Genomic DNA, 26,856 nt, shown 5'->3' on the forward strand with positions numbered 1-26,856 from the left:
ATACAAGCAAAAACTTTCTCACTGGCTGTCACCCTTGCTGGAACCGGGTGAAGATGTTTATCAGCTTTCGGGTAACGATCTCGCGCTGCGACTGAATACAGAATCGCACCAGGAGCGCATTACCGCACTGGATAGTCATCTCAAGCAATTTCGTTTCTTTTGGGATGGGATGCCGATGCAACCGCAGATTGGCGTCAGTTACTGCTATGTGCGCTCGCCAGTGAATCATATCTACCTGCTGCTGGGAGAGCTAAATACGGTCGCCGAACTTTCCATCGTGACCAACGCCCCGGAAAATATGCAGCGTTGCGGGGCAATGTATTTGCAACGCGAATTGAAAGATAAAGTCGCGATGATGAATCGACTACAGCAGGCGCTGGAGCACAACCATTTTTTCCTGATGGCCCAGCCGATTACCGGTATGCGTGGTGATGTTTACCATGAAATTCTTCTGCGCATGAAAGGTGAGAATGATGAACTGATCGGCCCCGATAGCTTCTTGCCGGTCGCGCACGAATTTGGTTTATCGTCGAGTATCGACATGTGGGTCATTGAGCATACGCTGCAATTTATGGCTGAAAACAGAGCGAAGATGCCCGCTCACCGTTTTGCTATTAATCTGTCTCCAACCTCGGTATGTCAGGCTCGTTTTCCTGTTGAAGTCAGTCAGTTGCTGGCTAAATATCAGATTGAAGCGTGGCAACTTATTTTTGAAGTCACCGAAAGTAATGCTCTGACCAATGTTAAGCAGGCGCAAATCACCTTGCAGCATCTTCAGGAATTAGGCTGCCAGATTGCGATTGATGATTTCGGCACCGGCTACGCCAGCTATGCACGGCTTAAAAATGTGAATGCCGATCTGCTTAAAATTGACGGCAGCTTTATCCGCAATATTGTGTCAAATAGTCTGGATTATCAGATTGTGGCGTCGATTTGCCATCTGGCGCGAATGAAGAAAATGCGGGTAGTGGCAGAGTACGTTGAAAACGAAGAGATCCGCGAGGCGGTGCTCTCTTTGGGGATCGATTATATGCAGGGTTATCTTATTGGTAAGCCGCAACCGTTAATTGATACGCTGAATGAAATCGAACCCATTCGCGAAAGTGCCTGAATAATGCGGGCCGACATTTCTCGTCGGCCCGCAAAGCATTAAGCGGCGATTTCTGGGGTACTTTCTTCTTCAATTTTCAACCGCCAGCCAGCCACGCCTTCCCAGTATTCTTGCTCCTTTTCCAGATCAAGCAGTACCAGCGCATTCTGACTAAACCAGTCATGCGGGAAACGCAGTGTCCAGTGACTGTCATCAGTAATCAGTGTCAATGTTGACGGTGTGGTGGTTGCCTGACGTTGATTGTTTAGTAATACGCCAAGGCGCAATAGCTGTATCAGTGGCAGGAACTGTTTCTTCTTAAACAAGGTAAAGCGCGGCAGATCGTCGAGCTTAATCGCTTTACGGTGATAGCGCAGCAGTGTCGCCATCATCAGCTGCTGTTCCTGATTAAAACCCGGCAAGTCACTGTTTTGCAGAATATAAGCGGAGTGGCGATGCAAACCGCTGTGGTTGATATTCAACCCGACCTCATGCAGCATGGCGGCCCATCGCAGTAGCGCCTCCAGTTGCGGATGCGCCAGCTTCGGTTGCTGTTCCCGCCACTGTTCGTACATTTGCATAGTGGTATCCAGCACTCGTCGGGCCTGTTCGCTGTCTATGTGATACTGGTTGGCGAGGCTGCTGGCGGTGCGACTACGCACATCCTGATGACGGAAACGTCCTTCCATTTCATACAGTACGCCTTCGCGTAACGCCCCGTCAGAAAGGCGCAGTTCACGGATGGCTAAAGCATCAAACACACCACATAAAATCGCCAGTCCAGGAACGAAGACTGTTTTCCGCTCTTCGGAAAGACCCGGTAAACTCAGCGATGCGAAATTACGGTGACGTAAAATTTCTTTTACCAGTTTTTCCAGACGTTCCGGGGTAATTATCCCGTCTTTCTCGCCCATTTCCATTAACACTTCATGGGCGGCTTTTATGGTACCGGAAGCGCCCATTGCAACGTTCCAGCCCTGAATACGGAATTGCCAGGTTAAAGTTTCCAGTTTTTGTGCTGCCGCCATGCGAGCGCGCTGAAAATTCTCTTTATTGATGACCCCGCCAGGAAAATAAAGCTGGGCAAAGCTGACACAACCCATCCGGCGGCTTTCAACGAGAATAGGTTCGAAATTTTCACCAATCACCAGTTCCGTAGATCCGCCGCCAATATCAATAACCAGTTTGCGACCTTTTTCCGGTTGGGTATGTTCCACGCCCATAAAAATCAGACGGGCTTCTTCATTACCGGAAATAATTTCAATCGGGTAGGGAATGACCTTTTCCGCGCGTTTCAGAAAGTCAGTGGCGTTCAGCGCCTGACGCAGCGTATGGGTGCCGACTATACAGACGCTGGCAGGAGAAAACCCTTGTAGCCGTTCGGCAAACAGCGACAGACAGTTCAAACCGCGCGTCATTGCCTCTTCACTCAACATATTATCTGGCCCCAGGCCGTCCGCCAGATGCACCCGCTGTTTCAGGCGGCCAATAATCTGCATGGCACCATCTACCACACGGGCTATGACCATGTGAAAACTGTTTGAACCAAGATCGACCGCAGCAAACTCCTGCGGACGAGGGGATTTATCGTGTATTGGCATAGGGTTATTCAGGTTGTTCGAGTGATTTGATGTAGTCGTAAATCGCCAACTGCGCCCGTACTTTGCGGCGATTGCCGCGGGGAACGTAGCGATTACTGAGTTCTTTATCGATATAACGTGCTTTGACCGTATCGCTGAACAATATGTCGATGATGTCCAGCACCCGCTGCTTCAGGCGCGGATCGAGCAGCGGTGTCGCCACTTCAATACGATAATCAATATTGCGCGTCATCCAGTCGGCGGAAGAAAGGTAGACCTTTTTATCGCCGCCATTTTCAAAAATATAAACCCGGTCATGTTCAAGGTAACGGTCAACAATACTGATGGCACGAATGTTGTCGCTAATGCCTTCCAGATTGGGGATCAGCGAACACATTCCGCGAACCAGCAGATTAACCGGTACGCCGGAGCTGGAGGCCGCATACAGACGATCAACCAGGCCTTTATCGACAAGGTTATTTAGCTTCAGGGTGATACCACTGGGCAGCCCTTGCTGCGCGTTGGCGATTTCGCGGTCTACCATTTCATATAACAGACGGCGAGAGTTTTGCGGTGACACCATTAAATAATCAAATGTCACCGGGCGGTATGGGTTTTCAATAAAGTTAAATACCCGCCGGACTTCGTTGGTGATACGCGCATCTGCGGTCAGCAACGAATAGTCAGTATAAAGACGCGCGGTTTTTTCGTTAAAGTTCCCGGTCCCGATGTGTGCGTAACGGACCACTTCACCGTTTTCTTTACGTGAAATCAGGAACAGTTTGGCGTGAATTTTCAGCCCCGGCGCAGAGAAGATAACGTGCACGCCTGCTTCGGTCAGGCGCTTCGCCCAGTGAATGTTGGCTTCTTCGTCGAAACGCGCCTGTAACTCAACCACCACAGTGACTTTCTTACCGTTATGTGCGGCGTGGATCATCGAGTCGATGATGCGTGAATCTTTCGCCACGCGGTAAATGTTAATTTTAATCGCCAGTACGCTCGGGTCGAACGAAGCCTGACGCAGCAGTTCCAGCACATGCCCAAAGGTGTGATAAGGATAATAGAGCAACACATCGCGTTCGCGAATGGCATCAAAACCATTGCGGAACTGGGCTTTATCAAACCAAATATGGCGTAAACGCGGCAGTGGTTTGTTCACCAGATTGGCTTTGCCGACATTGGGAAAATTAATAAAGTCTTTAAAATTATGATAACGACCGCCGGGGACGATGGAGTCGTAGCGGGAAATAGTCAGTTTTTCGCGTAACACTTCAACCAGCGCATTGGGCATATCGCGCTGATAAACAAAACGCACCGGCTCAGCAGTTAAACGCTGCTTGAGACTGGAAGACATCAACTCCATCAGGCTGGCTTCCATCTCATGCACTAAATCGTATTCGGCATCGCGGGTCATCTTCATTGAATAGGCATTCAGCGCGTCATAATCAAAGAAGCCTTTGAAAATATCATCAAGGCAGTAACGCAGAATGTTATCCAGAAGAATCATCGGCTTGCGTCGACGCGGCGCTTCTGGCGGTAAATTCACAAAGCGCGGCACTTTATCTGATGGGATCTCCAGCAGCGCGTAACGGATGCTATCGCTACGGATAATTTCCACCGCCAGATAGGTGTAATCATCTTTCAGGAACTGCACTAAGTCAGTGTCAGGATTGATTAAAATCGGCGTAATGTGCTGACGCAGATACTGCTTAAAATAATGACGCAGCCAGTTTTGTTGATTGACGGAGAGCTGGCGTTCATTAATCAGGAAGATCTGGTTGCGCGCCATCTCCAGCAATAGCTCGTTGTAGAGGCCGTCGAATTCCTGATCGGCTTTCAGCACCCGGGACTGAATTTTGCCCAGTAAATGGCGGGAATGAGCGTTGGAGCCTTGTTCTTCGCTAATAATGATGCGTCGCTTCAGTTCAGCGAAGCGGACTTTATAGAACTCATCAAGGTTATTGGAATAGATCCCCAGGAAACGCATCCTTTCAATCAGCGGGTTAGATTTGTCCGCCGCTTCCTGAAGCACGCGTTCATTGAACGATAACCAACTGAGCTCTTTTTCGATGTATAGCTTTTCCTGACCCATTACCACTTTTACTCCGTTTTATTCACGGGACACTGCCTGGATATTATGGCGAGCAATATTGGCAGATGTCCAACTATGCCAGAAAAGGGGGAAAAAAACTGCTGGAGCTTGCGATTTACAGGTGAATTGAAAAACGCCAGCGGCAGAGCTGGCGCTTTAACTACGGGGGCATTACTCGTCGGCAGCGTAGCTCTGCGGCGGCAGACGTTGACCATCCAGCCACGCGGCGTTTTCGTGCATTTTCAGACGACCATCGGCAAACCAGCTAATCACCAGTGGATAAATAGCGTGTTCCTGGGTTTGCACGCGGGCGGTGATGTCATCTTCCGTATCACCAGCAAATACCGGGACTTTCGCCTGTAAAATAACCGGGCCACCGTCCAGTTCATCGGTGACGAAATGCACCGATGTACCGTGCTCTTCATCGCCATTTTCCAGCGCCTGACGATGGGTGTGTAATCCGGGATATTTCGGCAGCAGAGAAGGGTGAATGTTCAGCAAACGCCCGGCATAGTGGGAGACAAACGCCGGGCTGAGAATGCGCATAAAACCAGCCAGCACGACCACATCGGGTGCGTACATGTCGATTTCATGAATCAACTCCCGGTCATAGGCTTCACGACTGTCAAACGCGCTGGCGATGAGCGTATGCGTTGCAATACCCGCCTGGCGGGCGCGTTCAAGGCCGAACGCGTCGGCCTTATTGCTGAAAACTGCCCGTACGGTGCCTTTAATTTTGTTGGTTTTACAGGCGTCAATAATTGCCTGTAAATTACTTCCGTTGCCGGAAATAAGCACCACAATATTCATTATTCGATAACCACGCGTTGTTCGGAATCAGAGGCTTTGATGATACCGATTTTCCACGCGTTTTCACCGTTGGCATTTAGCAGGGCGAGGGCTTTGTCCACTTCCGGAGCAGGCAGGGCGATAATCATCCCGACGCCGCAGTTGAAGGTGCGATACATTTCATGGCGCTCAACGTTACCTGCCGTTTGCAGCCAGTTGAACACTTCCGGCCACTGCCAGGAAGATTCATCAATCACTGCCTGGGTATTATCTGGCAATACGCGCGGAATGTTTTCCCAGAAGCCGCCGCCGGTCAGGTGCGCAATGGCATGCACATCGACCTTTTCAATCAACTCCAGCACTGACTTCACGTAAATGCGGGTCGGTGCCAGCAGATGATCGGCTAATGGCTTACCATCAAGTTCGGTGGTTTGCGGATCACAACCGCTGACTTCAAGAATTTTGCGCACCAGCGAATAGCCGTTCGAGTGCGGACCGCTGGAACCGAGTGCAATCAGCACATCGCCGTCGCTGACTTTAGAGCCGTCGATGATTTCTGATTTTTCTACCACGCCCACGCAGAAACCCGCGACATCGTAATCTTCACCGTGATACATCCCCGGCATTTCTGCCGTTTCGCCACCCACCAGAGAACAGCCCGATTGCAGACAACCTTCCGCGATGCCGCTGATCACTGCTGAAGCGGTATCAACATCCAGTTTTCCGGTTGCGTAATAGTCGAGGAAAAACAGCGGTTCCGCACCTTGCACCACCAGGTCATTAACGCACATGGCGACCAGATCAATACCAATGGTGTCGTGACGTTTTAAGTCCATTGCCAGACGCAGCTTGGTACCTACGCCGTCAGTGCCGGAAACCAGCACGGGTTCACGATATTTTTGCGGCAATGCACACAGCGCACCGAAGCCGCCCAGACCGCCCATCACTTCCGGACGACGCGTTTTCTTCACTACGCCTTTGATTCTTCCAACCAGAGCATTACCCGCGTCAATATCAACACCGGCATCTTTGTAGCTAAGAGAGGTTTTATCGGTCACTGCTTGGGTCCCCACGCGTTACTTGCGGTAGAAAAATAAAATTCGGCGCAATTCTAACAGGGAAAGCAAACGTTTGCGAGACTGTTTTACACAACCTTTTTGCACGTCTTTTCCCCGGGCGCGCGGCGAAAGAAGACTTGTGCCAGGGCAAAGGTTAGTTTTCGGATGGAATAATCTTCTTTCATAACCATTTGAATATAAAATAACTTTATCTCAAACTGTTATCATTTTGACTAAAGTCAACGAAAATAATATTGCCGCCTTGAAGAAAGGAGGTATAATCCTTCGATTTTTTTTGTGGCTGCCCCTCAAAGGAGAAAGAGTATGAAGATCGTGGAAGTCAAACACCCACTCGTCAAACACAAGCTGGGACTGATGCGTGAGCAAGATATCAGCACCAAGCGCTTTCGCGAACTCGCTTCCGAAGTGGGTAGCCTGCTGACTTACGAAGCGACCGCCGACCTCGAAACGGAAAAAGTAACTATCGAAGGCTGGAACGGCCCGGTAGAAATCGACCAGATCAAAGGTAAGAAAATTACCGTTGTGCCAATTCTGCGTGCGGGTCTTGGTATGATGGACGGTGTGCTGGAAAACGTTCCGAGCGCGCGCATCAGCGTTGTCGGTATGTACCGTAATGAAGAAACGCTGGAGCCGGTACCGTACTTCCAGAAACTGGTTTCTAACATCGATGAGCGTATGGCGCTGATCGTTGACCCAATGCTGGCAACCGGTGGTTCCGTTATCGCGACCATCGACCTGCTGAAAAAAGCGGGCTGCAGCAGCATCAAAGTTCTGGTGCTGGTCGCTGCGCCAGAAGGTATCGCTGCGCTGGAAAAAGCGCACCCGGACGTCGAACTGTATACTGCATCGATTGACCAGGGACTGAACGAGCACGGATACATTATTCCGGGCCTCGGCGATGCCGGTGACAAAATCTTTGGTACGAAATAAAGAATAAAAATAATTAAAGCCGACTTTAAGAGTCGGCTTTTTTTTGAGTAAAGCGCCTATAACACATAATACAGAGGATAATACTATGACGCGCCGTGCTATCGGGGTGAGTGAAAGACCGCCACTTTTACAGACAATCCCGCTTAGTTTGCAACATTTGTTCGCCATGTTTGGTGCAACCGTCCTGGTGCCCGTCTTATTTCATATTAACCCGGCGACTGTACTGTTATTTAACGGTATTGGAACGCTGCTGTATCTCTTCATCTGTAAAGGGAAAATTCCGGCTTATCTTGGTTCCAGCTTTGCCTTTATTTCACCGGTATTGTTACTGTTGCCGTTAGGGTATGAAGTCGCGCTGGGCGGCTTTATTATGTGCGGCGTGCTGTTCTGCCTGGTTTCTTTTATCGTGAAGAAAGCGGGGACCGGCTGGTTGGACGTGCTGTTTCCACCTGCGGCAATGGGCGCAATCGTTGCCGTCATCGGTCTGGAGCTGGCGGGCGTAGCTGCCGGTATGGCGGGTTTACTCCCGGCTGAAGGGCAAACGCCAAACTCCAAAACCATCATCATCTCTATTACCACCCTGGCGGTCACGGTTTTAGGTTCCGTGCTGTTTCGTGGTTTCCTGGCAATTATCCCGATTTTAATTGGCGTGCTGGTGGGGTACGCGCTCTCTTTCGCAATGGGAATTGTCGATACCACGCCGATTATTAATGCTCACTGGTTTGCACTGCCAACCCTCTATACGCCGCGCTTCGAGTGGTTTGCCATTCTGACTATTCTGCCAGCGGCGTTAGTGGTTATTGCCGAACACGTAGGGCACCTGGTAGTAACGGCTAATATCGTCAAAAAAGATCTGCTGCGCGATCCAGGTCTGCACCGTTCGATGTTTGCTAACGGCCTGTCGACCGTGATCTCCGGCTTCTTTGGCTCTACGCCAAATACCACTTACGGAGAAAACATTGGCGTGATGGCGATCACCCGTGTTTACAGTACCTGGGTTATCGGCGGGGCGGCGATTTTCGCTATCCTGCTTTCCTGCGTCGGTAAACTGGCTGCCGCTATCCAGATGATCCCATTGCCGGTGATGGGCGGCGTTTCGCTGCTGCTTTATGGTGTCATTGGTGCTTCCGGTATTCGTGTTTTGATCGAATCGAAAGTGGATTACAACAAAGCACAGAACCTGATCCTGACTTCCGTGATTTTGATCATCGGCGTCAGTGGCGCGAAGGTAAACATCGGCGCGGCGGAGTTAAAAGGTATGGCGCTGGCGACCATCGTCGGTATCGGCTTAAGTTTGATTTTCAAACTGATCAGTGTGCTGCGCCCTGAAGAAGTGGTGCTGGACGCAGAAGACGCGGATATAACAGACAAATAATGTACCGACCGGGCAGTGTTGCTGCCCGGTTCAAACATCATGGGATTCTGTGGTAAACTTCTCGCGATTTTGTGAAATCCTGGTTGAGGTATCTCTGAACACACCGGCACAGCTCTCTTTGCCACTTTATCTTCCTGACGACGAAACCTTTGCAAGTTTCTGGCCGGGGGATAACTCCTCTTTACTGGCCGCGCTGCAAAACGTGCTGCGTCAGGAACATAGCGGTTACATCTATCTCTGGGCACGCGAAGGCGCGGGGCGCAGCCATCTGCTGCACGCGGCTTGCGCGGAATTGTCGCAGCGTGGCGATGCGGTGGGCTATGTCCCGCTGGATAAACGCACCTGGTTTGTTCCGGAAGTGCTCGACGGTATGGAGCATTTGTCGCTGGTCTGTATCGACAACATTGAGTGTATTGCAGGCGATGAGTTGTGGGAGATGGCGATTTTCGATCTCTACAATCGAATTCTGGAATCGGGCAAAACACGGTTGTTGATCACCGGCGATCGTCCACCGCGGCAGTTGAATCTGGGATTACCGGATCTCGCGTCGCGTCTCGACTGGGGGCAGATCTACAAATTGCAGCCACTTTCTGATGAAGATAAGTTGCAGGCGCTACAGTTACGCGCGCGTTTGCGTGGTTTTGAACTGCCGGAAGATGTGGGGCGTTTCTTGCTGAAGCGGCTCGACAGAGAAATGCGCACGCTATTTATGACGTTGGATCAGTTGGATCGTGCGTCGATTACCGCGCAACGTAAGCTGACCATTCCGTTTGTGAAAGAAATTCTGAAGTTGTAGATAAGGTGTTTATTGTCGGATGCGGCGCGAACGCCTGACCTACGCGAAGTTAATCCATAGTATTCGTAGGCCGGATAAGACGTGGCAAGCGTCGCATCCGGCAATGTGCTTCAACTAGCGATGGAGCACATCTTAACCCACGATTTCCAGTACCTGCTCCGGTGGACGACCAATCCGCGCTTTGCCATTCGCGACCATAATCGGGCGCTCCATCAGCTTCGGATTATCCACCATTGCCTGAATCAGCGCCTCTTCGCTAAGCGAACTGTCAGCCAGGTTTAGTTCTTTATAAAGATCCTCTTTCTGGCGCATCAATTCACGGGCGCTATTCATCCCCAGCATTTTCAGCAAATCGCGCAGCGTTGCCGCATCGGCGGGTGTCTCAAGGTAGAGCACCACTTCTGGCTCCACGCCGTTTTCTTTCAGCAGGTTCAGCGTTTCCCGGCTCTTTGAACAGCGTGGGTTATGGTAGATTTTTACCTGTTTGGTCATTGTTCTTCCTTTAATGCGAATTACATCTTGGTATAAGGCTTAAAGCGTTCCTGCAGCTGGCGCAACTGGTCGATGCGCGCATCGTAACGCGCTTGTTGCAGGCTGCCTAATTTCACCTGCGAACTGGCGCTACTCAACAGCGAAATGGCCTGATCGAGTCGTCCGGCGAGCGCATAACCTTCTGCTCGCGCAGCCAGCTCCTGATCGCGGTTATTTAGCGCGGCTTCCGCCTGTGCCAGCAAATCCCAGCCGTTGCTGTCATCTTTATTATTAAAGGTGTAGCGATTCAGAATATTGGCCGCTTCTTGTGGTTGACCGCCTTGCAGATAAGCGTTCGCCAGGTTGAGCTGCAACACCGGATTGGTGCGTAAATCGCGGGCATTTTTCAGGCGATTGATTGCCTCATTGGCTTTGTTTTGCTCAAGATCGATATCGGTAGCCAGATCGAGATACCATGCGTTGCCAGGTTCTGCCGCCAGTAACGGTTGCAGCGTTTTACGCGCCTCGTCGTATTTATTGGCTTTCATCGCCTGTAAAGCACGACCATATTGCGCCGCTCGTTGCTGAAGAACGTTTCCTTTCGCCCATTCATCCAGCAAATTACTGGTGAGCTGGTTACGTCCGGAATTATACATCCCCAGTGTGCGCGCTTTCGCCAGATAGAAATCTTCCGACGACTGCACCACCATCGGGCGCATCTGATTAGCACGGTTGCGGGCATCTGCCAGACGACTTTCCGGCAACGGGTGAGTCAATAAAATTTCCGGCGGGCGCGAGGAGTAACGCGCCTGATCGAGCAATTTTTCCAGGAAGGTCGGCATCGCCTGTGGATCGAATCCCGAGCGTTGCAGCACCTGAATACCAATGCGGTCCGCTTCCTGTTCATTTTGCTGGGTGAAACTGATCATCCCCTGGCGCGTTCCCGCCAGTGTACCGGTCAGCGCCGCCATCCCCGCCTGCGGACTGGCCATCGCCAGTAAAATAGAACCTAACGCGCCGACCCAGGTCAGCGGCGCGCTGCGTTGTTGATCTTCCATCGCTCGCGCCAGGTGACGTTGGGTGACGTGGGAGATTTCGTGCGCCATAACTGAAGCCAGTTGACTTTCGTTATCGGAATAACGGAACAGGGCAGAGTGCAGCACCACGTTGCCGCCAAAGAAAGCAAAGGCGTTAATTTCGTCGTTGTTGATCAGAAAAAAATGAAACGGTGTCTTAACCGAATTGGCATGCGAAACCAGACGCATCCCCAGCGAATTAATATATTGCGTTAACAGCGGGTCATTAATTAACGGCGCGCTGCCGCGTAGCTGGCGGACATAATAGTCGCCCATCTGCATTTCCTGACCAATGGAAAGCGTGCTTCCTGCGGAGGTTCCCATATCCGGCAAGGTGTCTGCGCTGTCGGCAAACGCCGGGGCTACCTGACCAATGGTCATAGCAGCAATGAGGGTTGCAACCAGGTTTTTTTTCAACTGCCTGAACATAACCTCTATCCTGTATTTCTGAAGATAGTCATTTGACCGATACTGTGAAATATCGTTCCCACCTCGCCGCCTTTGAGTGTAACGGCGAAGATTAGCCCACTCAAATGACTTTTCAGTTTCCTGAATCCGTCATAAAAAGCGAAGTCTTTTTTGTGACATTTCGATACAATTGCGGATCGCAATCCCGCTCTTGAGGTTCAGGGAAGGTCTTTATGCTCGAAATGTTGATGCAATGGTATCGCCGCCGTTTTAGCGACCCGGAAGCGATTGCCTTGCTGGTTATTTTAGTTGCCGGATTTGGCATTATCTTTTTCTTTAGTGGCCTGCTTGCTCCGTTGCTGGTGGCTATTGTGCTGGCTTATTTGCTGGAATGGCCAACCGTGCGCCTGCAATCTATTGGCTGCTCCCGCCGCTGGGCGACGTCGATTGTATTGGTGGTTTTTGTCGGTATATTGCTACTGATGGCGTTCGTGGTACTGCCTATCGCCTGGCAACAGGGCATCTACTTAATCCGCGATATGCCGGGGATGCTCAATAAGCTTTCTGACTTTGCCGCCACGTTGCCGCGCCGCTATCCGGTGTTAATGGACGCGGGCATTATTGATGCAATGGCCGAAAATATGCGCAGTCGGATGCTGACCATGGGCGATTCGGTGGTGAAAATTTCCCTCGCCTCGCTGGTCGGTTTGCTGACCATAGCCGTCTATCTGGTGCTGGTGCCATTGATGGTCTTCTTCCTGCTGAAAGACAAAGAGCAGATGCTGAACGCCGTTCGCCGGGTGCTGCCGCGTAACCGTGGGCTGGCAGGACAGGTGTGGAAGGAGATGAATCAACAAATCACCAACTATATCCGCGGCAAAGTGCTGGAGATGATCGTGGTGGGGATCGCCACCTGGCTGGGGTTCTTGCTCTTCGGGCTGAACTATTCGCTGCTGCTGGCAGTGCTGGTCGGCTTCTCGGTTCTTATTCCGTACATTGGCGCATTTGTGGTGACCATTCCGGTGGTTGGCGTGGCGCTATTCCAGTTTGGCGCAGGTACTGAATTCTGGAGCTGCTTCGCGGTGTATCTGATTATTCAGGCGCTGGACGGCAACCTGCTAGTACCGGTGTTGTTCTCCGAAGCGGTTAACCTGCATCCGCTGGTGATTATTTTATCGGTGGTGATCTTCGGTGGTTTGTGGGGATTCTGGGGCGTATTCTTCGCCATTCCATTGGCGACGCTGATCAAAGCCGTGATCCACGCCTGGCCCGATGGGCAAATCGCGCAAGAATAATCTTCAGCCCGACGAACTGTTTCGCCGGGCTGATTTTTCAGGATTCCTGACGTAAATAAATAGCCCGATAACAAATACTCACCAGCACTGCACCGCCGATAATATTACCCAGCATCACCGGGAGCAGATTGGCGGTAATAAAATGGCTGACCGTCAGTGCCGGAAAATTGTCTGCGCTACTGTGCGCCAGTTGCCAGAAGGAGGTAGGGGCGAAATGGCGAATGGCAATGGCGAACGGAATCACAAACAAATTGGCGATACAGTGCTCAAAGCCACTGGCGACAAACAGGGTGATGGACAAAATCATGGCGACGATTTTGTCGCATAACGAACGTCCGCAATAACTCATCCACAGCGCCAGGCAAACCATCAGATTGCACATAATGCCGAGGCTGACAGATTCAGTAAATGTATGATGCATTTTGCCCTCGGCGCAGTGTAAAATCGCGACTCCCCACATCGCGTTTTCACTCATCACCAGCCCGGAAAACCAGATTAACAAACTGAAACAGGCAATACCTGCCAGATTACCGCAGGCCACCAGAAGTGCGTTAATCAGCCAAGTTCGCCAACTAATAACGCCCCGACTTTTTGCCATTACCGTCATTACCGACGAGGTGAACAGGCTGGTGCCGCAAACCGCCAGCAAAATAAAGCCAAGTGTAAAGCAAAGGCCGCCCACCAGATGGGTTAATGCCTATGAAGACGGGGCATCGGCGATAACGGAAAGGTAAAAAGTAAATCCGATCGCCATAAACACGCCAGCGGACATCGCCATTAAAAAGACCGACACTTTACTGCGGGCAATTTTATGGGCGGCAATCCGTTCAGCGATTGCCGCTTTTCTGGCGCTCAACTGCAAGTCGAAAGAGAGTTTGTTTCTCATGCATACTCCTGCAAAAGCAGATTACAACACCTCGCGAACCGAGATTCCCAGACGCTGCATTCGTGACAGCAGCGTGGTGCGCTTCATCCCTAATCGTGTCGCCGCGCCACGGGGCCCGGCAACAATGCCATTGGTTTCTCGCAATACCTGAACAATGCGCTGACGTTCTTCTTCGTCATTCTCTGGCGTCGTCGGGTGCAGCAACTGCGCCATTGAACTGCGAAGCGCTGAATCTTCATTTAGCGTCGGCAGTAAACGGCTTTGTCGGACATTAAGATGTAAATTCAGACTGTTACCGCGAGTCAGCAGTACCGCTCGCTCAATCACGTTTTCCAGCTCGCGCACGTTGCCCGGCCAGTCCCACGACATCAACTGGCGTAGCGCCTCGGTCGGGATGGCGTCAATTGAACGATTCATATGGCGCGCCATTTTTTGCGTGAAATGCTTTGCTAAAAGAGGGATATCTTCCGGACGGTCGCGCAGCGGAGGCAATTCCAGTGGGAAGACATTCAGGCGATAAAAGAGATCGCTGCGAAACTGGCGATCTTCAACCATTTGCCACAAATCACGGTTGGTGGCGGCAATGACTCTGACATTTACCGGGATCGTTCTACTCCCGCCGAGACGCTCAATCTCCCGTTCCTGCAATACGCGCAGCAGTTTAGGCTGAAGTTCTAACGGCAGATCGCCAATTTCATCGAGAAACAACGTGCCGCCATCGGCAATTTCAAAACGACCACGATGGGTATTAATCGCACCAGTAAACGCCCCTTTGTCATGACCGAATAACTCACTTTCCAGAAGACTGGCGGGGATGGCAGCGCAGTTGATTTTGACCAGCGGCTTGTCGTGTCGCGGGCTAAGTTGATGGATCGCTCTGGCGATCACCTCTTTGCCGGTTCCGGTTTCACCGCAAATCAACACCGTACTGTCGCTCTTCGCCACAATATCTACCTGCTGGAGCAGGTCTTCCATTGCCTGGCTTTGATAGATAATGTCACCGACGCCCAGATTCGAAAGGAGCTGCTCGCTAAGCTGGTGGTTTTCTTGCTGCAAACTTTCCTGCAAATCGGTCATTCTACGGCAGGCATCGGCATTGCCAACGGCAATAGCGATGCGATCGGCTATGTGTTGTAGTAGCTGGCAGTTTTCCTCACTAAAGAGAGTGGAAGAGGTATGCGCCAGCAACAATGCACCCGGTGTATGGTTGCCAAAGGTAAGCGGTATAAGGAGCGCAGATTCGCAGCCGTTAGATGCAAGTAAGAGTAATAACGGGTCGCGTTGCCAGAGAAACAGATCATCTGCACGGTGCGTCAAGGTCGGTTGTCGGGTTTGTAGCGTTTGTGTCAGCAATACACTGTCGCCAGGCATATTGTGTGGCAGACACGCACAATGTGAGGCAGAAAGATCGCTGCACCACAGGCTGAACTTCTCGTTCTTTCGATGATCGCCCAGTACCATACTGACTGAAGCCAGACCGAAAAAATGATGGATCTCACGAGCGACGTCAGCGATCAGATCGTCGAGATCAAGATGTGACAGCACTGCATTAGTGATATCCACCAGTACCCGATGATGATCGCGATCTTTCTCCAGCAAATGCAGCGCCACCTGCTGTTCTTCATCATTGAGCCATGATTGCAGAACCGGGGTGATAATGCGTGCCAGCCAGTTAAACAGTGTGCAATCCTGGGGAGTAAAACGGCTGCCGTGGGTACGAATAAAGCGTAGCTCCGCCATTCAACTACTGCCGAGAAGGACGGCGTGACGCGAATAATCGACCATCTCGCCCTGATACTCTGTTGTTGCCGTCACATCGCTGCCATCATCATGGTAGCGGTAATAGAAGTTGCTTTTGAGAACATGCAGTTCAATAAGTTGTACCGGGCTGAACGGCGGCGGCAGCGGGATGAAGGCGCGTAATAAAGACGCCTTGCCGTGTTTCTGCGCTAACCGCTCCGCGAGCATTCCGTTTACCGCTTCAATTGTTATTCCTTGCGGCGGGGCAAACATCGCTTCGTCTGACATAGCCATCAACAGTCCTTATTAATGAGAAATCCTTCTCACGCAATTTTTCTGGCCATCAGATAGATAGCCGGTTCCAGCACAATTTCATCCAACAGATGAATGAATTGAATGCTACGCGCTTGCCACACAGACGTCGCGTCATCTGCCAGTGGCGCGAATGCCCGGGTCAACAGGGCGGTGTGGCTGGCGTCAATAACAATCTCACCAAAAGTCATCACCCCCAGCATCTTACGTCGGGCTTGCTCCTCTTCGACCAGTGCAAGCCAATCTTCGTATTCCGTCAGTGGGCAGCGGAAGGCGACATTCAGACAATCAATCACGCCAACGTGATGACCGATAGCCAGCGAGTAATACATTACCTGAGAGCTGTGTTCCGGCATCTCGTCGCTACTGGCGACAAACTTTTTTCGCAGCGTCCAGAAAACAATTTCCCCGCACTCTTCAGTCATGTAACCCCCGGAGTACGCGAAAGAGTTGCTGAACGATACTATTGAGACGTGGATCGTCGGCATCGCGCAACCAGGTGTTAACCCGATTTCCTGTAGGATCGTCGCTTAAATGGCGCAGGAGCCGATCGCAAATTTCTCGCCCCTGACGATAGCCCGCCAGCCGCCGCGCTTCTCGCTCAATGGCGATACGCTGTGATGGCGGGATCTGCGGCCACAACGGTTGCATAGTCACCCCGGTGGGATCGCGATAATCCACCGCGTGAATCTTCTGTTGCAGCAAACCGAGCGCCACGGCGAAACCGTGAATGGTGGCGGCCGGTGTTGGCGGGCAGCCGGGGATCCAAACATCAATGGGGACAATGGTGTCGCTGCCGCCCCAGACGCTGTAGAGATCGTGGAAAATACCGCCGCCGACACCGCACGCGCCGTAGGAAACACAGATTTTATGATCGGGGGCAGACTCATACGCCCGAAGTGCAGGCATACGCATCGCCCGGGTGACTGCGCCAGTAAATAACAAAATATCGGCGTGACGCGGTGATGAAACAACCTTAATGCCAAAACGTTCTGCGTCGAATACGGGGGTGATGGCAGCAAAAATTTCGATTTCACAGGCGTTGCAGCCGCCGCAATCGATGCGATAAACGTAAGCCGAGCGACGGATATCCTGTAGCAAATGCCGCTTCATCTTTTGCGTTTGCTCGTCCAGCGTGATGGGCTGGCTGACATATTGCGTAAGCACTGGACTCATAGCTGCTCCTTAGCCACCAGCGGTACATCTGTATCGTCGTTGATCAGCGTCGCGCGTTGTTTGCACTCCGGGCAGACGCTCGCTTGCGCCCATAACATTTCGCGGTTTTGTGGAGCATTTTGTTGCTGTGCCAACAATTCAGCAGCCAGTGCGACGGTTTTTTGCGGGGCAAACGGGCGTTCGCAACGGCTGCAACGTTGTAGATGGAACGTCGCGTGGGTATAGAGATCGGCTTTATGGGTGACGGTCAGTTCAAAGTTATTGGTAAGCTGGATGGCTCTGGTCGGGCACACTTCTTCACAACGTCCGCAGTAAATACAACGCCCCAGATAGAGCTGCCAGGTGCGCGAATTTTGCTGGTCGTCGGTCTGGATAGTCAGCGCATTTGCCGGACAAGCACAGGCGCAGGCACCGCAGGCAATACATTGGCTGGGCATCAGGTCCGGTTTCCCGCGAAAGCCTGGGCTGACCTCCAGTGGCGCGAAGGGATATTTCACCGTCGGGGTTCCGGCGCGCATAATAGTTTTCAGTAACTTCAGCATCTTCTGTCCTTACTTCAGCGGCGAACGGTTACGATCAATGCCGTAGCGTTCGATCTCTTTATACAGCACGGTTTTTGACTGGCGCTTGCGCACATCTACCAGCGTCACACGGTCGGTACAGGAGTAGCAGGGATCAAGGCTACCGATAATCAGCGGTGCGTCAGAAACGGTATTGCCGCGCAGCATGTAACGCAACACCGGCCAGTTGGCGTAGGTGGCGGCACGACAGCGCCAGCGGAACAATTTTTGGTTATCACCGAGCATGCTCCAGTGCACGTCTTCACCGCGTGGCGCTTCAACAAAGCCCAGCGCGAATGCGTGAGGTTTATAGCTAAAGCCTTCGGTCAGCAGTGGGGTATCCGGCATGTTGTCGAGGGCAAATTCCAGCATTGCCAGAGAATCAAACGTCTCTTTGACACGGACCATCACGCGGGAGAAAACATCGCCGCCGGTAAAGGTAAACAGTGTTTTTGGAATATTGCCGTAGTCGGCGTAGGGGTGATCAAAGCGCAAATCACGGGCAAAACCACTGCGCGGATCAGCGGCCCTACAGGGCTATAATCACGGGCGATTTGTCGGTCGAGAATGCCAATGCCCTGAGTGCGTTGTTCCATATTCGGCGTAGCAAGCAGCATCTCTACCAGCTCCGACACGTCGGAGCGCATCTCGCGCACCAGTTTCAGCGTTTGCAGACGTTGCTCTTTGAGAATATCGCGGCGAACACCACCAATCAGATTCAGACCGTAGGTTTTACGCGACCCGGTCAGCAATTCCGCCATCGTCATCGACTTTTCCCGCACGCGGAAAAATTGCATAAAGCCGGTATCAAAACCAACAAAATGGCAGGAGAGGCCAAGGTTGAGCAAATGACTGTGTAGCCGCTCGACTTCCAGCAGAATCGAGCGAATAGTATGTGCTCGTTGCGGCACCTCAATCCCCAGTGCATTTTCAACCGAGTTGGTATAGGCCACACTGTGGGCAAAACCGCAAATCCCACACACGCGGTCCGATAAGAAGGTCACTTCGTTGTAGCCCATCCGCGTTTCTGCCAGTTTCTCCATGCCGCGATGGACATAAAACAGGCGGTAATCAGCATCGACAATTTGCTCGCCATCCACAAACAAGCGGAAGTGACCCGGTTCATAGGAGGTGATATGCAGCGGGCCGACAGGGATCACCCGCGCATCGCTGTTGCCCTCATTGATAAACGCATACGTTTCGGAATCTGTCGTCGGTTCAGGGCGCAGTCGATAATCCATCGCATCTTTGCGCAGCGGATGCATATCTTCCGGCCAGTCATCGGGCAACACCAGGCGACGCTGATCCGGCAGGCCAACCGGAATCAGCCCGTACATATCGCGAATTTCTCGCTCGCCCCAGACCGCGGCAGGGACGCGCGGTGTGACTGACGGAAACTCCCGACTGTCGGCATCGACCAGTGCCTTCACCACGATCCAGCATTTTTCGGCCCCTTCCATTGAAAGGGCATAATAAACCGCGTAATGACCGTTAAGTGTCCGCTCGTCGTTGCCAAACAGGACTGGAAGCCAGCCATCATGTTGATAATAAAGATAATGTACAACGTCAGGCAGCAGATTGATTTTCACCGTAATGGTGACCTGTTCAGGCGTTTGTCGCTCTTCATCCAGCACCGCGCCGGGGAACTGCGTTTTCAGGGCGGCGAGAATCGCTTCGCCACGATTTGACGATGAATTAACGTTCACTGTGTTTCTCCGAAACAGATGCGGTGCCTGAAGGCAAAAAATCATGCCAGGTGCTACGTTGTGCAGGCAGGTCGTGCGTCCCTGAGAGGACTATAGTGGAAGCGCCCGCCAGGATCCTGATGACAGGTTGTGGAATATGCGTTCCCATCGCCAGCATCATGACTAGCAGAATCACCATTGGCGAGGTGGTCAACCAGCCGAGATCACCCCGGTTAACGGCCTGCGGCGGTTTCGCCATTAACACCCGCGCAGCCATCCGTACCAGGCCCGCGAGCACCAGCGTTAACAGCAATAACAGCAGGACGATAATCAGCAGGTGATTACGTGCCAGTCCTGCGGTAACGGTCATAAATTCGCTAAGAAAAATGTTGAAGGGCGGCATCCCTGCCAGCGCCAGCGCACCGCCGCCAAACAGCACGGCGGTAAATGGCATGATTTTGAGCATCCCACAGACGACGTTGAGATCGCGCGTGCCGTACTTGAGCAGTACATTGCCGGAACCGCAGAACAGCAGCGTTTTTGCCAGACTGTGGTTTAAGGTGTGCAGCAGCGCGGCAAAAATTCCCAGCGGCCCGCCAATGCCTAGCGCCACCGCGACCAGCCCCATGTTCTCCACGCTGGAGTACGCCAGCAGACGCTTAATGTCCCGCTGTACCAGAATGAAAAATGCCGCCACGGCAACCGACAACATGCCGAAGATGAGCAACAACCGGTTGGGGAAATCGCTGCCGATGGCCTGGCAAATAATGATGTAATAGCGAATCAGCACCAACAGCGCGCAGTTCAGCAATACGGCGGAGAGCAGGGCGCTGACCGGACTCGGCGCTTCACTGTGAGCATCCGGCAGCCAGGCGTGCATGGGAAATAGCCCGGTTTTGGTACCAAAGCCAATTAGCACAAACACAAAGGCCAACAGCATTAATGTTGGGTCAAGCAAGGACGATTGCTTAAGAACCTCGCTCCAGAATATCGCCATTTCTGCCTGCGGCATAACGCTGGCGGCGTTGGCGTATACCAGCACGGTACCGAACAGACCAAAAGCGACACCAACAGTACAAATAATGATGTACTTCCATGCTGATTCCAGCGATGAACGCTGACCGTAAATGCCTACCAGAAACGCCGAGCTTAAGGTGGTGGCTTCGATCGCCGCCCACATCACAATCAGGTTATTGCTGGTAACAACCAGCAGCATGGTGAAAAAAAACAGATGGAAGAAACCGTAGTAATCGCACAGTGTAACGGGTGAAAGCTCGCCGTGTGCCACTTCATGACGCATGTAGCCAATCGAGTAAACACCGGTGAGAAAGCCAATCACACCAAGAATGGCGAGGAACAAACCGCCCAGACCATCAATATGAAGCCACAGTCCCGCAGCGAATATTTCTCCTGCATCAGCGGCAGTTTGGACCACCCAGAGTGCCAGAATCAGCAGCAGTGTGATCCCTAAGCTATGTAATACAGTCACCGTACAAGTCGCAGAGAGCCCCCGTTTCCGGCAGGCAAAACAGAGCAGCGAAAAAAGCAGCGGCGTGAGCAGGAGTAAAGCGAACATCACAGAATAACTCATCTCATTATCCCTTCAGCGCGGTCAAGTTGTTCACGTCCAGCGTGCCGTGGGTACGCCATATTTTTCTTGCCAGTAACACCATCACAATGACGGCGAAGATGGCGTCGGTAGCGATACCTATTTCCACCAGTTCCGGTGCTCGCCAGGCAAGAAGCGCCAGCACCAGATGGGAGCCGTTTTCCATCAGGCAGTAACCAAAAATTTGCCGCAGGATATTGCGCTGGCTGACAATGCACAGCAGGCCAAGCAGAAAATGACCTAACGCTACCGCCAGCGCCGGTTTCAGCCCGGTAGCCATCGGTAGCTTCACGGGCTGAACGACAAATGCGCAAAGCAGGACAATTAACGCCGCGAGCAGTGCCATCATTGCCGGACCGAATAACGCTTTTTCCGGGATGTTCTGGGGAATATTTCGTGCAGCGTAAGTCATGATTAACGGTACCAGCAGCACTTTGGTGATAAAGGCGCTGGCGGACCAGATCAGCAGTTGCTCTGCGGCGAACAGGCACGAGAGAGTGGCGAAAATAGACACCAGCACCAGCGACTGGCAGGCGTAAAATCCGCATGACAGGCGATAGCTTTTGACGCTAATCACAAACAGCGATGTCAGCATCATCAGTCCCGCCAGATTATTTACGATCATAGAACCGGTCATTCATCATCTCCTTACTGCAACCAGGTCGCGGCGATTACGCTGGAAATCAGCGACATCACAATCAGTACAATCAACACCAGGCGCATTGACCCTGGCAGCGGTGCGGCATCGGCGACGGCCTCGCTCGGTTTGCCCGGCACGACGCGACCAAACCAGCGAATAAACCAGGCGAAACTGGCGACCGATTCAATCATCAGCAGAATCATGGCGGGCAGCAGGATCCAGTACTCCACTGACAACGCAAAACCGGCGGCAAACAGCGGGAATTTACTGAAGAAGCCGTTGAACGGCGGCACACCGGTAATTGCCAGCGCTGCCACGCAGAAACCCACGCCTGGCAACGGCAGGGTGTGCAATACGCCACGCAGACGCGGCAACAAGCGCGTGCCGCAGCTGTAACTCAGCGCACCTGCTACAAGGAAAAACAGGCTTTTAGCGAACGCGTGGTTGACGATGTAGGCGATGCTACCCTCCAGCGCCAGCCGCGAGCCGAAGATGGAGAGCGACAAGCCGAAGAACATCCAGCCAAGTTGAGTGATGGTCGACCAGGCCAGCAACCGCTTCATATCCTGCTGTGGCAAATACATCAGAAAGCCATAAAGAATGGTGACCAGTGCCATGACCATGCCAACGCCGCCAATCACATGCGGGATATTGCCGCCGTCGATAATGGCGCGGGCAAAAATGTAAACGCCCACTTTCACCATCGATGCGGCGTGGAGATAGTCGCTGATCGGTGTTGGCGCTTCCATTGCGTCCGGTAGCCACGCTTGCATCGGTAGCTGGGCCGATTTCCCCCACGCGGCAAACAGGATGCCGCCATAAACCAGATAACGTGCGTCGCCATGTAACTCGCTCATCGCGCTAAGCACAAACGTTCCGGTCTGCAAAAACAGCGTGGCGGCGGCAAGATACAACCCCAACGAACCGATATGGGTGATAAGCAACGCTTTTAGTGCTGAACGCTGCGCTTTATCGCTCTGGTAATAACTGATCAACGCCCAGGAGCAGCCGCCCGTAATTTCAAAAAACAACAACTGACCGAGCAGCGTCGAGGAGAGTACCAGTCCCGCCATCGCGCCGATAAACACCAGCAAAAATGCGTAATAACGATTCGTGCCGTTATGCGGGTGTTCGCGATTTTTATCCGTCAGATAACCCGTGGAGTAGATCGTGACCAGCAAACCGAGAAACACCACCACAAACAGAATCAGCGTACTCACGCGATCAATGACCAGGCCAAACAATGCCACATCCCCCACGTTGACCAACGTCAACGTGACGGCAACTTTATCGGCCTGATAAAACGCGGAGATCAGCGACAACATGCACAGCGTGGTCAGCGCGGCGAACAAAACCCCCCATTCGGCGGCCCGACGTTGTGGCGAAAACGAAACGACCAGTGCGCCGATAAAAGGCAGCATTAACGTCGTCAGAGCAAGATTTTCCATATTCCGTCAGTGCTCCTTACAGACCGGTTAACCAGAAGACCCATGCAAGCGCAGCAAGGCTGAAGCCAAGCCAAGCCAGGTCACATGGTGAATGAGTAAAAAACGCCCGCGTGCCAGCGTGTTTTCTGCGATTGAGGCCAGTACAAAAATCAGCAAAACCTTGAGCAGCGTAACGACAAGTGAAGTCAGCAGGCAGGCGAGAGAAAGTTCTTGCGCGCGCCCAAAGGGCAGAAACAGGGCCACAAACAGTGCTGCCATCACGACCTGTTTCAGCCCCTGCCCCCATTTCGCTAGCGCCAGCCCGGCACCGGAATATTCGGTCAGCGGGCCTTCCTGTAATTCCTGTTCTGCTTCAGCAACATCAAAGGGAATTTTTCCCATCTCAATGAAGCAGGCAAAACCACAGGCCAGTAACGCCAGTACGGTGGTTAGCGGCGAGTTCCAGCCCATCGCCAGCGTATTGCTGATCATCTCGATATGCGTGGAACCTGCTATCAGCGCCAATACCAGCAGTGAGAGAATAAGCATTGGTTCGACCAGAATGCCGAGCGTCAACTCGCGACTGGCACCGACTCCCGCAAACGGACTTCCGGTATCCAGCCCGGAAAGAGCAAAGAAAAAACGAAACAGGGCAAGAAGATAGATAAGGGTGATCAGATCGCCGCCGCCCGCAAAAGGGGAAACGGTAATAAATAGTGGTAAGGCCATCGCCAGCACCAGCATGCTGCTGATTAATACCCACGGCATCAGGCGGAACATCAGACCTGAAGATGTCGGCGCAACTTCCTGGCGTTTAAACAGTTTGTGGATATCGCGATAATCCTGCCAGATCCCCGGCCCGCGGCGGGAGTGCATACGCGCGCGTATCTGCCGGGAAATACCCGTAAAAAGTGGGGTTAGCATCAGCAGAATCACGGCCTGTGCTAACGCAAAAATGACCAGATATCCGTCGCAAAGAGTTTGTCTCATGGTGATTTCCTTAGACGGCAATAGCGATTAGCAGCACAACCAGTGCGGCGACCACATACAGGCAATAGAGACGAAAGTCGCCGCTTTGCAGATGCTGTATTTCTTTGACCAGCCGTTGGGTGGCGCTCACGATGGGGCGGATCACCCGCTCATCCCAGAAGGGTTCTGTGCTCTGAGCCCTGGCGGTGACGTGCGCAAGACCTTTATTTAGCCTCAGCGTAGGGTCGAGCTGTTGTCGTAGACGAAATAACGCAGAGAAGACCACACGCAGCGGCTGCATCACGCCATTGCCTGACGGAGCCATCGCGTTTTCCCAGCCGTAGCCGCATGCCCAGGCATCTCCTGTGCGACGAAACGCTGCGCGGCGCGAACGACACCACAGCCAGTAAAGGCCTGGCAGCAAAGGCATCGCCAGTAGTAACAGCAACAGTAATGAAGGAGTGACCCGTGTATGAAACGTGCCGGGTACAAGTGCTATTCCGCTGGCGACAGTGACGGGAGGGGTATTGGTAAACGCATGGGCAATATGCATTATCTTCGGTGCCAGCCAACTGGCACTAAGCGCAATTAATACGCAGAGTGCCGCGAGCAGTAGCATGGCGACGATCATCGTATTTGGCACTTCCTGTGCCTCTTCAGCGTGTGTACTGCGCGGCGCACCACAGAAAGTAATACCGTACATTTTGACGAAGCACATTACTGCCAGCCCACCAGTGACTGCCAGCATTACCATAGCAATAGGACCCGCAAGTTGTAGCGCTACGGCTTCCACACGACTTAGTGAGAACAGCGACTGCCAGGTGTACCATTCGCTGATAAAACCATTCAGCGGAGGAATGGCTGATATCGCGAGGCAACCAATCAGGCATGCTGCGGCTGTCCACGGCATCCGTTTCGCCAGTGCCCCCATTTTTTCCATGTCGTGGGTATGCAAACGCGAAATAATCGCGTCCGCGCCGAGAAATAGCAGCCCTTTGAACAGCGCATGGTTGAGCAGATGAAACAGTGCGCCGAGCAGTCCAACCACGGTGAGCAGCGGGTCGTGCAGTGACAGACCGTCCATCGCCACACCGACTGCCAGCAAAATAATGCCGACGTTTTCGACGGTACTCCAGGCCAGCAGCCGTTTGATATCCTGTTCCGCCAGCGCATATAGCACGCCCAGGAGCGCGGAGATTGCGCCGATCGCCATCACCAGAATGCCCCACCACAGAGGCAAACCCGTTTGCGCCAGCAGATCCATCGCTACTTTCAGGATGCCGAAAATACCGATTTTGACCATTACGCCAGACATCAACGCCGAAGCGTGCGATGGTGCGGCAGGGTGAGCGCGCGGCAACCAGCTGTGCAACGGCATCATCCCGGCTTTCGCGCCAAAACCGAAAAAGGCCAGCAGAAACACCGCCGACGCCAGCCCCGGAGAAAGTGAAAGCGTGCGAAACTGGCAAAATCGAGGCTGCCGCTTTCGCGCCCCATCAGCAAGAAGGCGATCATAATCAGCACCGATCCGGCGTGGGCGATAAAAAAGTAGAGCATGCCAGCGTTGATCGACGTTTTATCCTGCCTGGCAATGACCAGAAACCAGGAAGACAGCGACATCATTTCAAACAGCACGATGAACCAAAAAGCGTTGTCCATCACCAGCAGGGCAACCATCGATGCGATGAAAAGATTCATAAAGAAGCCCATCGCCGCCGCGCCTTTGCCCTCGTATTCGCGCATATAAGTCAATGAATAGAGCGAACAAACCACCACCAGCAAGGAGATAACCAGCACCATAAATGCCGAGAGGCTATCCATTCGCAGGGTTAAATCGGCAAAGTCAAAAGGGGTGGCAAAATGGGCGACTAAAGTTACACCAGCATGTAATTGCGTAATTCCGCTGATGATGCCAATCACGCCGCCCACCAGCGATGTGATGCCGGAAAGCTTAATAGCCAGTCTGTCCAGACCGAGTAAAAACAGCGAAGCCAGACTGGCAAACAGATAGAGGATCAGCGACCAGGTTAATAATTGCAGGGCATCCATTAGTGTTGCTCCTGAGTGAGGGAAAGGGGATCCTCCCCGCCATTGGCAAACCAGCTTGCGGCAAGGCGCTGTTTTTCTTTCATCTGACGTTGCAGGCTATCGTCGGTGATCAGCCGTAACGCCTGATTCGGGCAAGCGCGAACGCAGGCCGGACCTTCTGGCAAGAAATCACACAGGTCGCATTTCACCGCGACGGTCTGGACACCCGGTTCCCAGCGCAGCAACGCATGTTGGGGCGGCACGTTTTCTTCGCCGTCTTTGAGTGAGCCTTCAGCCTGAAAAACATATTGCGCATGGGCATTCACCGGACGGCTTCCTGAAGCGCTGATTGCGCCAAATGGGCAGACCACGGCGCAAAGCTTGCAGCCAATACAGAGGCTTTCGTTGAGTTGGATCGCATCATCCCTCTGAGAGATGGCATTGACCGGGCAGACCTGCAGGCAAGGGGCTTCCTCACAGTGATGACACACGACAGGGGCAGTGATTGTTGACGTCTTCGCCAGGGCCAGGCGCGGGTGTTGCTGTAAACCTTGCGTTTTATGCACGTCCGAACAGGCAGCGAGACAGGTATTACATCCTGTACACCACAGTGGTTCGGCCACCACAAAGCGGTTCATGTCGGCTCCTTGAAAATGATATGAAACATTGCATTTCATATTGCATAAAGGGTGCCATTCTGATTAACTCAATCTATTCAATAAGTTATGTATTAACTGGATTCTGAACGGTACAAAAATGATGGTCATTAACGTTCAGCAAAAAATGGATTCGACACCCGTGTCGCAGGGGAAAGCGAGAATGTGATCTTGATCACGAGAAGTG

The 26,856-nt window shown here is 52.5% G+C and carries 17 protein-coding genes and 6 pseudogenes; 5 read left to right on the top strand and 18 right to left on the bottom strand.

Annotated elements, in window-relative coordinates; all coding sequences use genetic code 11:
• Positions 1-1,111, top strand: a pseudogene (gene pdeF, locus ACUU1I_RS00005) (cyclic-guanylate-specific phosphodiesterase PdeF); the annotation flags it as partial.
• Positions 1,112-1,149: 38 nt separating this feature from the next.
• On the opposite strand, the gene ppx reads toward pdeF, so the two are convergent.
• From ppx to purM, 4 genes are all read right to left on the bottom strand, one after another.
• Positions 1,150-2,691, bottom strand: a complete 1,542-nt coding sequence (gene ppx / locus ACUU1I_RS00010) for an exopolyphosphatase (protein ID WP_001121354.1) — start codon at positions 2,689-2,691, stop codon at positions 1,150-1,152.
• A 4-nt stretch (positions 2,692-2,695) separates the two neighbouring features.
• Positions 2,696-4,762: a polyphosphate kinase 1 gene (ppk1, locus tag ACUU1I_RS00015; RefSeq protein WP_000529563.1), complete on the bottom strand. Its 2,067-nt coding sequence runs from the start codon at positions 4,760-4,762 to the stop codon at positions 2,696-2,698.
• A 171-nt stretch (positions 4,763-4,933) separates the two neighbouring features.
• Positions 4,934-5,572 carry a phosphoribosylglycinamide formyltransferase gene (gene purN / locus ACUU1I_RS00020; RefSeq protein ID WP_001028615.1) on the bottom strand — a complete coding sequence of 213 codons (639 nt, stop codon included), beginning with the start codon at positions 5,570-5,572 and terminating at the stop codon, positions 4,934-4,936.
• Positions 5,572-6,609: a phosphoribosylformylglycinamidine cyclo-ligase gene (gene purM / locus ACUU1I_RS00025; RefSeq protein WP_001295474.1), complete on the bottom strand. Its 1,038-nt coding sequence runs from the start codon at positions 6,607-6,609 to the stop codon at positions 5,572-5,574. Before purM ends, purN begins: the two co-directional genes overlap by 1 nt.
• A 324-nt stretch (positions 6,610-6,933) precedes the next feature.
• On the opposite strand from purM, the gene upp reads away from it, so the two are divergent.
• The 3 genes from upp to ACUU1I_RS00040 all read left to right on the top strand — a co-directional run bounded on the left by upp (position 6,934) and on the right by ACUU1I_RS00040 (position 9,731).
• Complete coding sequence (gene upp, locus ACUU1I_RS00030; protein ID WP_001295473.1) at positions 6,934-7,560, top strand: uracil phosphoribosyltransferase; 627 nt, start codon at positions 6,934-6,936, stop codon at positions 7,558-7,560.
• Positions 7,561-7,645: 85 nt separating this feature from the next.
• A complete protein-coding gene (gene uraA / locus ACUU1I_RS00035) occupies positions 7,646-8,935 on the top strand; it encodes a uracil permease (RefSeq protein ID WP_005130140.1) in 1,290 nt (429 codons plus the stop codon).
• A gap of 94 nt (positions 8,936-9,029) precedes the next feature.
• Positions 9,030-9,731: a DnaA inactivator Hda gene (locus ACUU1I_RS00040; protein ID WP_001307333.1), complete on the top strand. Its 702-nt coding sequence runs from the start codon at positions 9,030-9,032 to the stop codon at positions 9,729-9,731.
• A gap of 132 nt (positions 9,732-9,863) precedes the next feature.
• On the opposite strand, the gene arsC is transcribed toward ACUU1I_RS00040, so the two are convergent.
• Both arsC and bepA read right to left on the bottom strand, forming a co-directional pair.
• A complete protein-coding gene (arsC, locus tag ACUU1I_RS00045; RefSeq protein ID WP_000166448.1) occupies positions 9,864-10,223 on the bottom strand; it encodes an arsenate reductase (glutaredoxin) in 360 nt (119 codons plus the stop codon).
• Between the two features lie 20 nt (positions 10,224-10,243).
• Positions 10,244-11,707 carry a beta-barrel assembly-enhancing protease gene (gene bepA / locus ACUU1I_RS00050; protein ID WP_000489676.1) on the bottom strand — a complete coding sequence of 488 codons (1,464 nt, stop codon included), beginning with the start codon at positions 11,705-11,707 and terminating at the stop codon, positions 10,244-10,246.
• 212 nt (positions 11,708-11,919) lie between these two features.
• On the opposite strand from bepA, the gene ACUU1I_RS00055 reads away from it, so the two are divergent.
• Positions 11,920-12,981: an AI-2E family transporter gene (locus tag ACUU1I_RS00055; RefSeq protein ID WP_000892049.1), complete on the top strand. Its 1,062-nt coding sequence runs from the start codon at positions 11,920-11,922 to the stop codon at positions 12,979-12,981.
• A 37-nt stretch (positions 12,982-13,018) separates the two neighbouring features.
• On the opposite strand, the pseudogene focB reads toward ACUU1I_RS00055, so the two are convergent.
• From focB to hyfA, 12 genes and pseudogenes are all read right to left on the bottom strand, one after another.
• Positions 13,019-13,867: pseudogene (gene focB / locus ACUU1I_RS00060) on the bottom strand (formate transporter FocB).
• Positions 13,868-13,888: 21 nt separating this feature from the next.
• A pseudogene (gene hyfR, locus ACUU1I_RS00065) lies at positions 13,889-15,901 on the bottom strand (DNA-binding transcriptional regulator HyfR).
• A gap of 29 nt (positions 15,902-15,930) precedes the next feature.
• A complete protein-coding gene (gene hyfJ / locus ACUU1I_RS00070; protein WP_000133937.1) occupies positions 15,931-16,344 on the bottom strand; it encodes a hydrogenase 4 assembly chaperone HyfJ in 414 nt (137 codons plus the stop codon).
• Positions 16,337-17,095 (bottom strand): hydrogenase 4 catalytic subunit HyfI, encoded by a 759-nt coding sequence (hyfI, locus tag ACUU1I_RS00075; RefSeq protein ID WP_000075574.1) that lies wholly within the window; start codon positions 17,093-17,095, stop codon positions 16,337-16,339. Before hyfI ends, hyfJ begins: the two co-directional genes overlap by 8 nt.
• Positions 17,092-17,637: a hydrogenase 4 subunit H gene (gene hyfH, locus ACUU1I_RS00080; RefSeq protein WP_000916092.1), complete on the bottom strand. Its 546-nt coding sequence runs from the start codon at positions 17,635-17,637 to the stop codon at positions 17,092-17,094. The genes hyfI and hyfH overlap by 4 nt, the downstream gene beginning before the upstream one ends.
• A 9-nt stretch (positions 17,638-17,646) precedes the next feature.
• Positions 17,647-19,361: pseudogene (hyfG, locus tag ACUU1I_RS00085) on the bottom strand (hydrogenase 4 catalytic subunit HyfG).
• On the bottom strand, positions 19,351-20,931 hold the full coding sequence (gene hyfF / locus ACUU1I_RS00090) for a hydrogenase 4 subunit F (RefSeq protein ID WP_000122533.1): 1,581 nt from the start codon (positions 20,929-20,931) through the stop codon (positions 19,351-19,353). Before hyfF ends, hyfG begins: the two are co-directional and overlap by 11 nt.
• Before the next feature lie 4 nt (positions 20,932-20,935).
• Positions 20,936-21,586 (bottom strand): hydrogenase 4 membrane subunit, encoded by a 651-nt coding sequence (gene hyfE, locus ACUU1I_RS00095; RefSeq protein WP_000147987.1) that lies wholly within the window; start codon positions 21,584-21,586, stop codon positions 20,936-20,938.
• A gap of 11 nt (positions 21,587-21,597) precedes the next feature.
• A complete protein-coding gene (gene hyfD, locus ACUU1I_RS00100; protein WP_000429125.1) occupies positions 21,598-23,037 on the bottom strand; it encodes a hydrogenase 4 subunit HyfD in 1,440 nt (479 codons plus the stop codon).
• A 16-nt stretch (positions 23,038-23,053) separates the two neighbouring features.
• Positions 23,054-24,006: pseudogene (hyfC, locus tag ACUU1I_RS00105) on the bottom strand (hydrogenase 4 subunit HyfC).
• 10 nt (positions 24,007-24,016) lie between these two features.
• Positions 24,017-26,034, bottom strand: a pseudogene (gene hyfB, locus ACUU1I_RS00110) (hydrogenase 4 subunit B).
• On the bottom strand, positions 26,034-26,651 hold the full coding sequence (hyfA, locus tag ACUU1I_RS00115; protein ID WP_001379996.1) for a hydrogenase 4 subunit HyfA: 618 nt from the start codon (positions 26,649-26,651) through the stop codon (positions 26,034-26,036). The pseudogene hyfB and the gene hyfA overlap by 1 nt, the downstream one beginning before the upstream one ends.
• Between the last annotated feature and the right edge of the window lie 205 nt (positions 26,652-26,856).

The organism is Shigella sp. SIG3, assembly GCF_053555855.1.

Bases quoted from the DNA above. Each gene is read 5' to 3' on its own strand.
- hyfD (WP_000429125.1), bottom strand. From the start codon at position 23,037: ATGGAAAATCTTGCTCTGACGACGTTAATGCTGCCTTTTATCGGCGCA.
- bepA (WP_000489676.1), bottom strand. From the start codon at position 11,707: ATGTTCAGGCAGTTGAAAAAAAACCTGGTTGCAACCCTCATTGCTGCT.
- arsC (WP_000166448.1), bottom strand. From the start codon at position 10,223: ATGACCAAACAGGTAAAAATCTACCATAACCCACGCTGTTCAAAGAGC.
- hyfJ (WP_000133937.1), bottom strand. From the start codon at position 16,344: ATGACTGAAGAGTGCGGGGAAATTGTTTTCTGGACGCTGCGAAAAAAG.
- hyfH (WP_000916092.1), bottom strand. From the start codon at position 17,637: ATGCTGAAGTTACTGAAAACTATTATGCGCGCCGGAACCCCGACGGTG.
- ACUU1I_RS00055 (WP_000892049.1), top strand. From the start codon at position 11,920: ATGCTCGAAATGTTGATGCAATGGTATCGCCGCCGTTTTAGCGACCCG.
- hyfF (WP_000122533.1), bottom strand. From the start codon at position 20,931: ATGAGTTATTCTGTGATGTTCGCTTTACTCCTGCTCACGCCGCTGCTT.
- uraA (WP_005130140.1), top strand. From the start codon at position 7,646: ATGACGCGCCGTGCTATCGGGGTGAGTGAAAGACCGCCACTTTTACAG.
- hyfI (WP_000075574.1), bottom strand. From the start codon at position 17,095: ATGAGTCCAGTGCTTACGCAATATGTCAGCCAGCCCATCACGCTGGAC.
- ppx (WP_001121354.1), bottom strand. From the start codon at position 2,691: ATGCCAATACACGATAAATCCCCTCGTCCGCAGGAGTTTGCTGCGGTC.
- ppk1 (WP_000529563.1), bottom strand. From the start codon at position 4,762: ATGGGTCAGGAAAAGCTATACATCGAAAAAGAGCTCAGTTGGTTATCG.
- upp (WP_001295473.1), top strand. From the start codon at position 6,934: ATGAAGATCGTGGAAGTCAAACACCCACTCGTCAAACACAAGCTGGGA.
- hyfE (WP_000147987.1), bottom strand. From the start codon at position 21,586: ATGACCGGTTCTATGATCGTAAATAATCTGGCGGGACTGATGATGCTG.
- purN (WP_001028615.1), bottom strand. From the start codon at position 5,572: ATGAATATTGTGGTGCTTATTTCCGGCAACGGAAGTAATTTACAGGCA.
- hyfA (WP_001379996.1), bottom strand. From the start codon at position 26,651: ATGAACCGCTTTGTGGTGGCCGAACCACTGTGGTGTACAGGATGTAAT.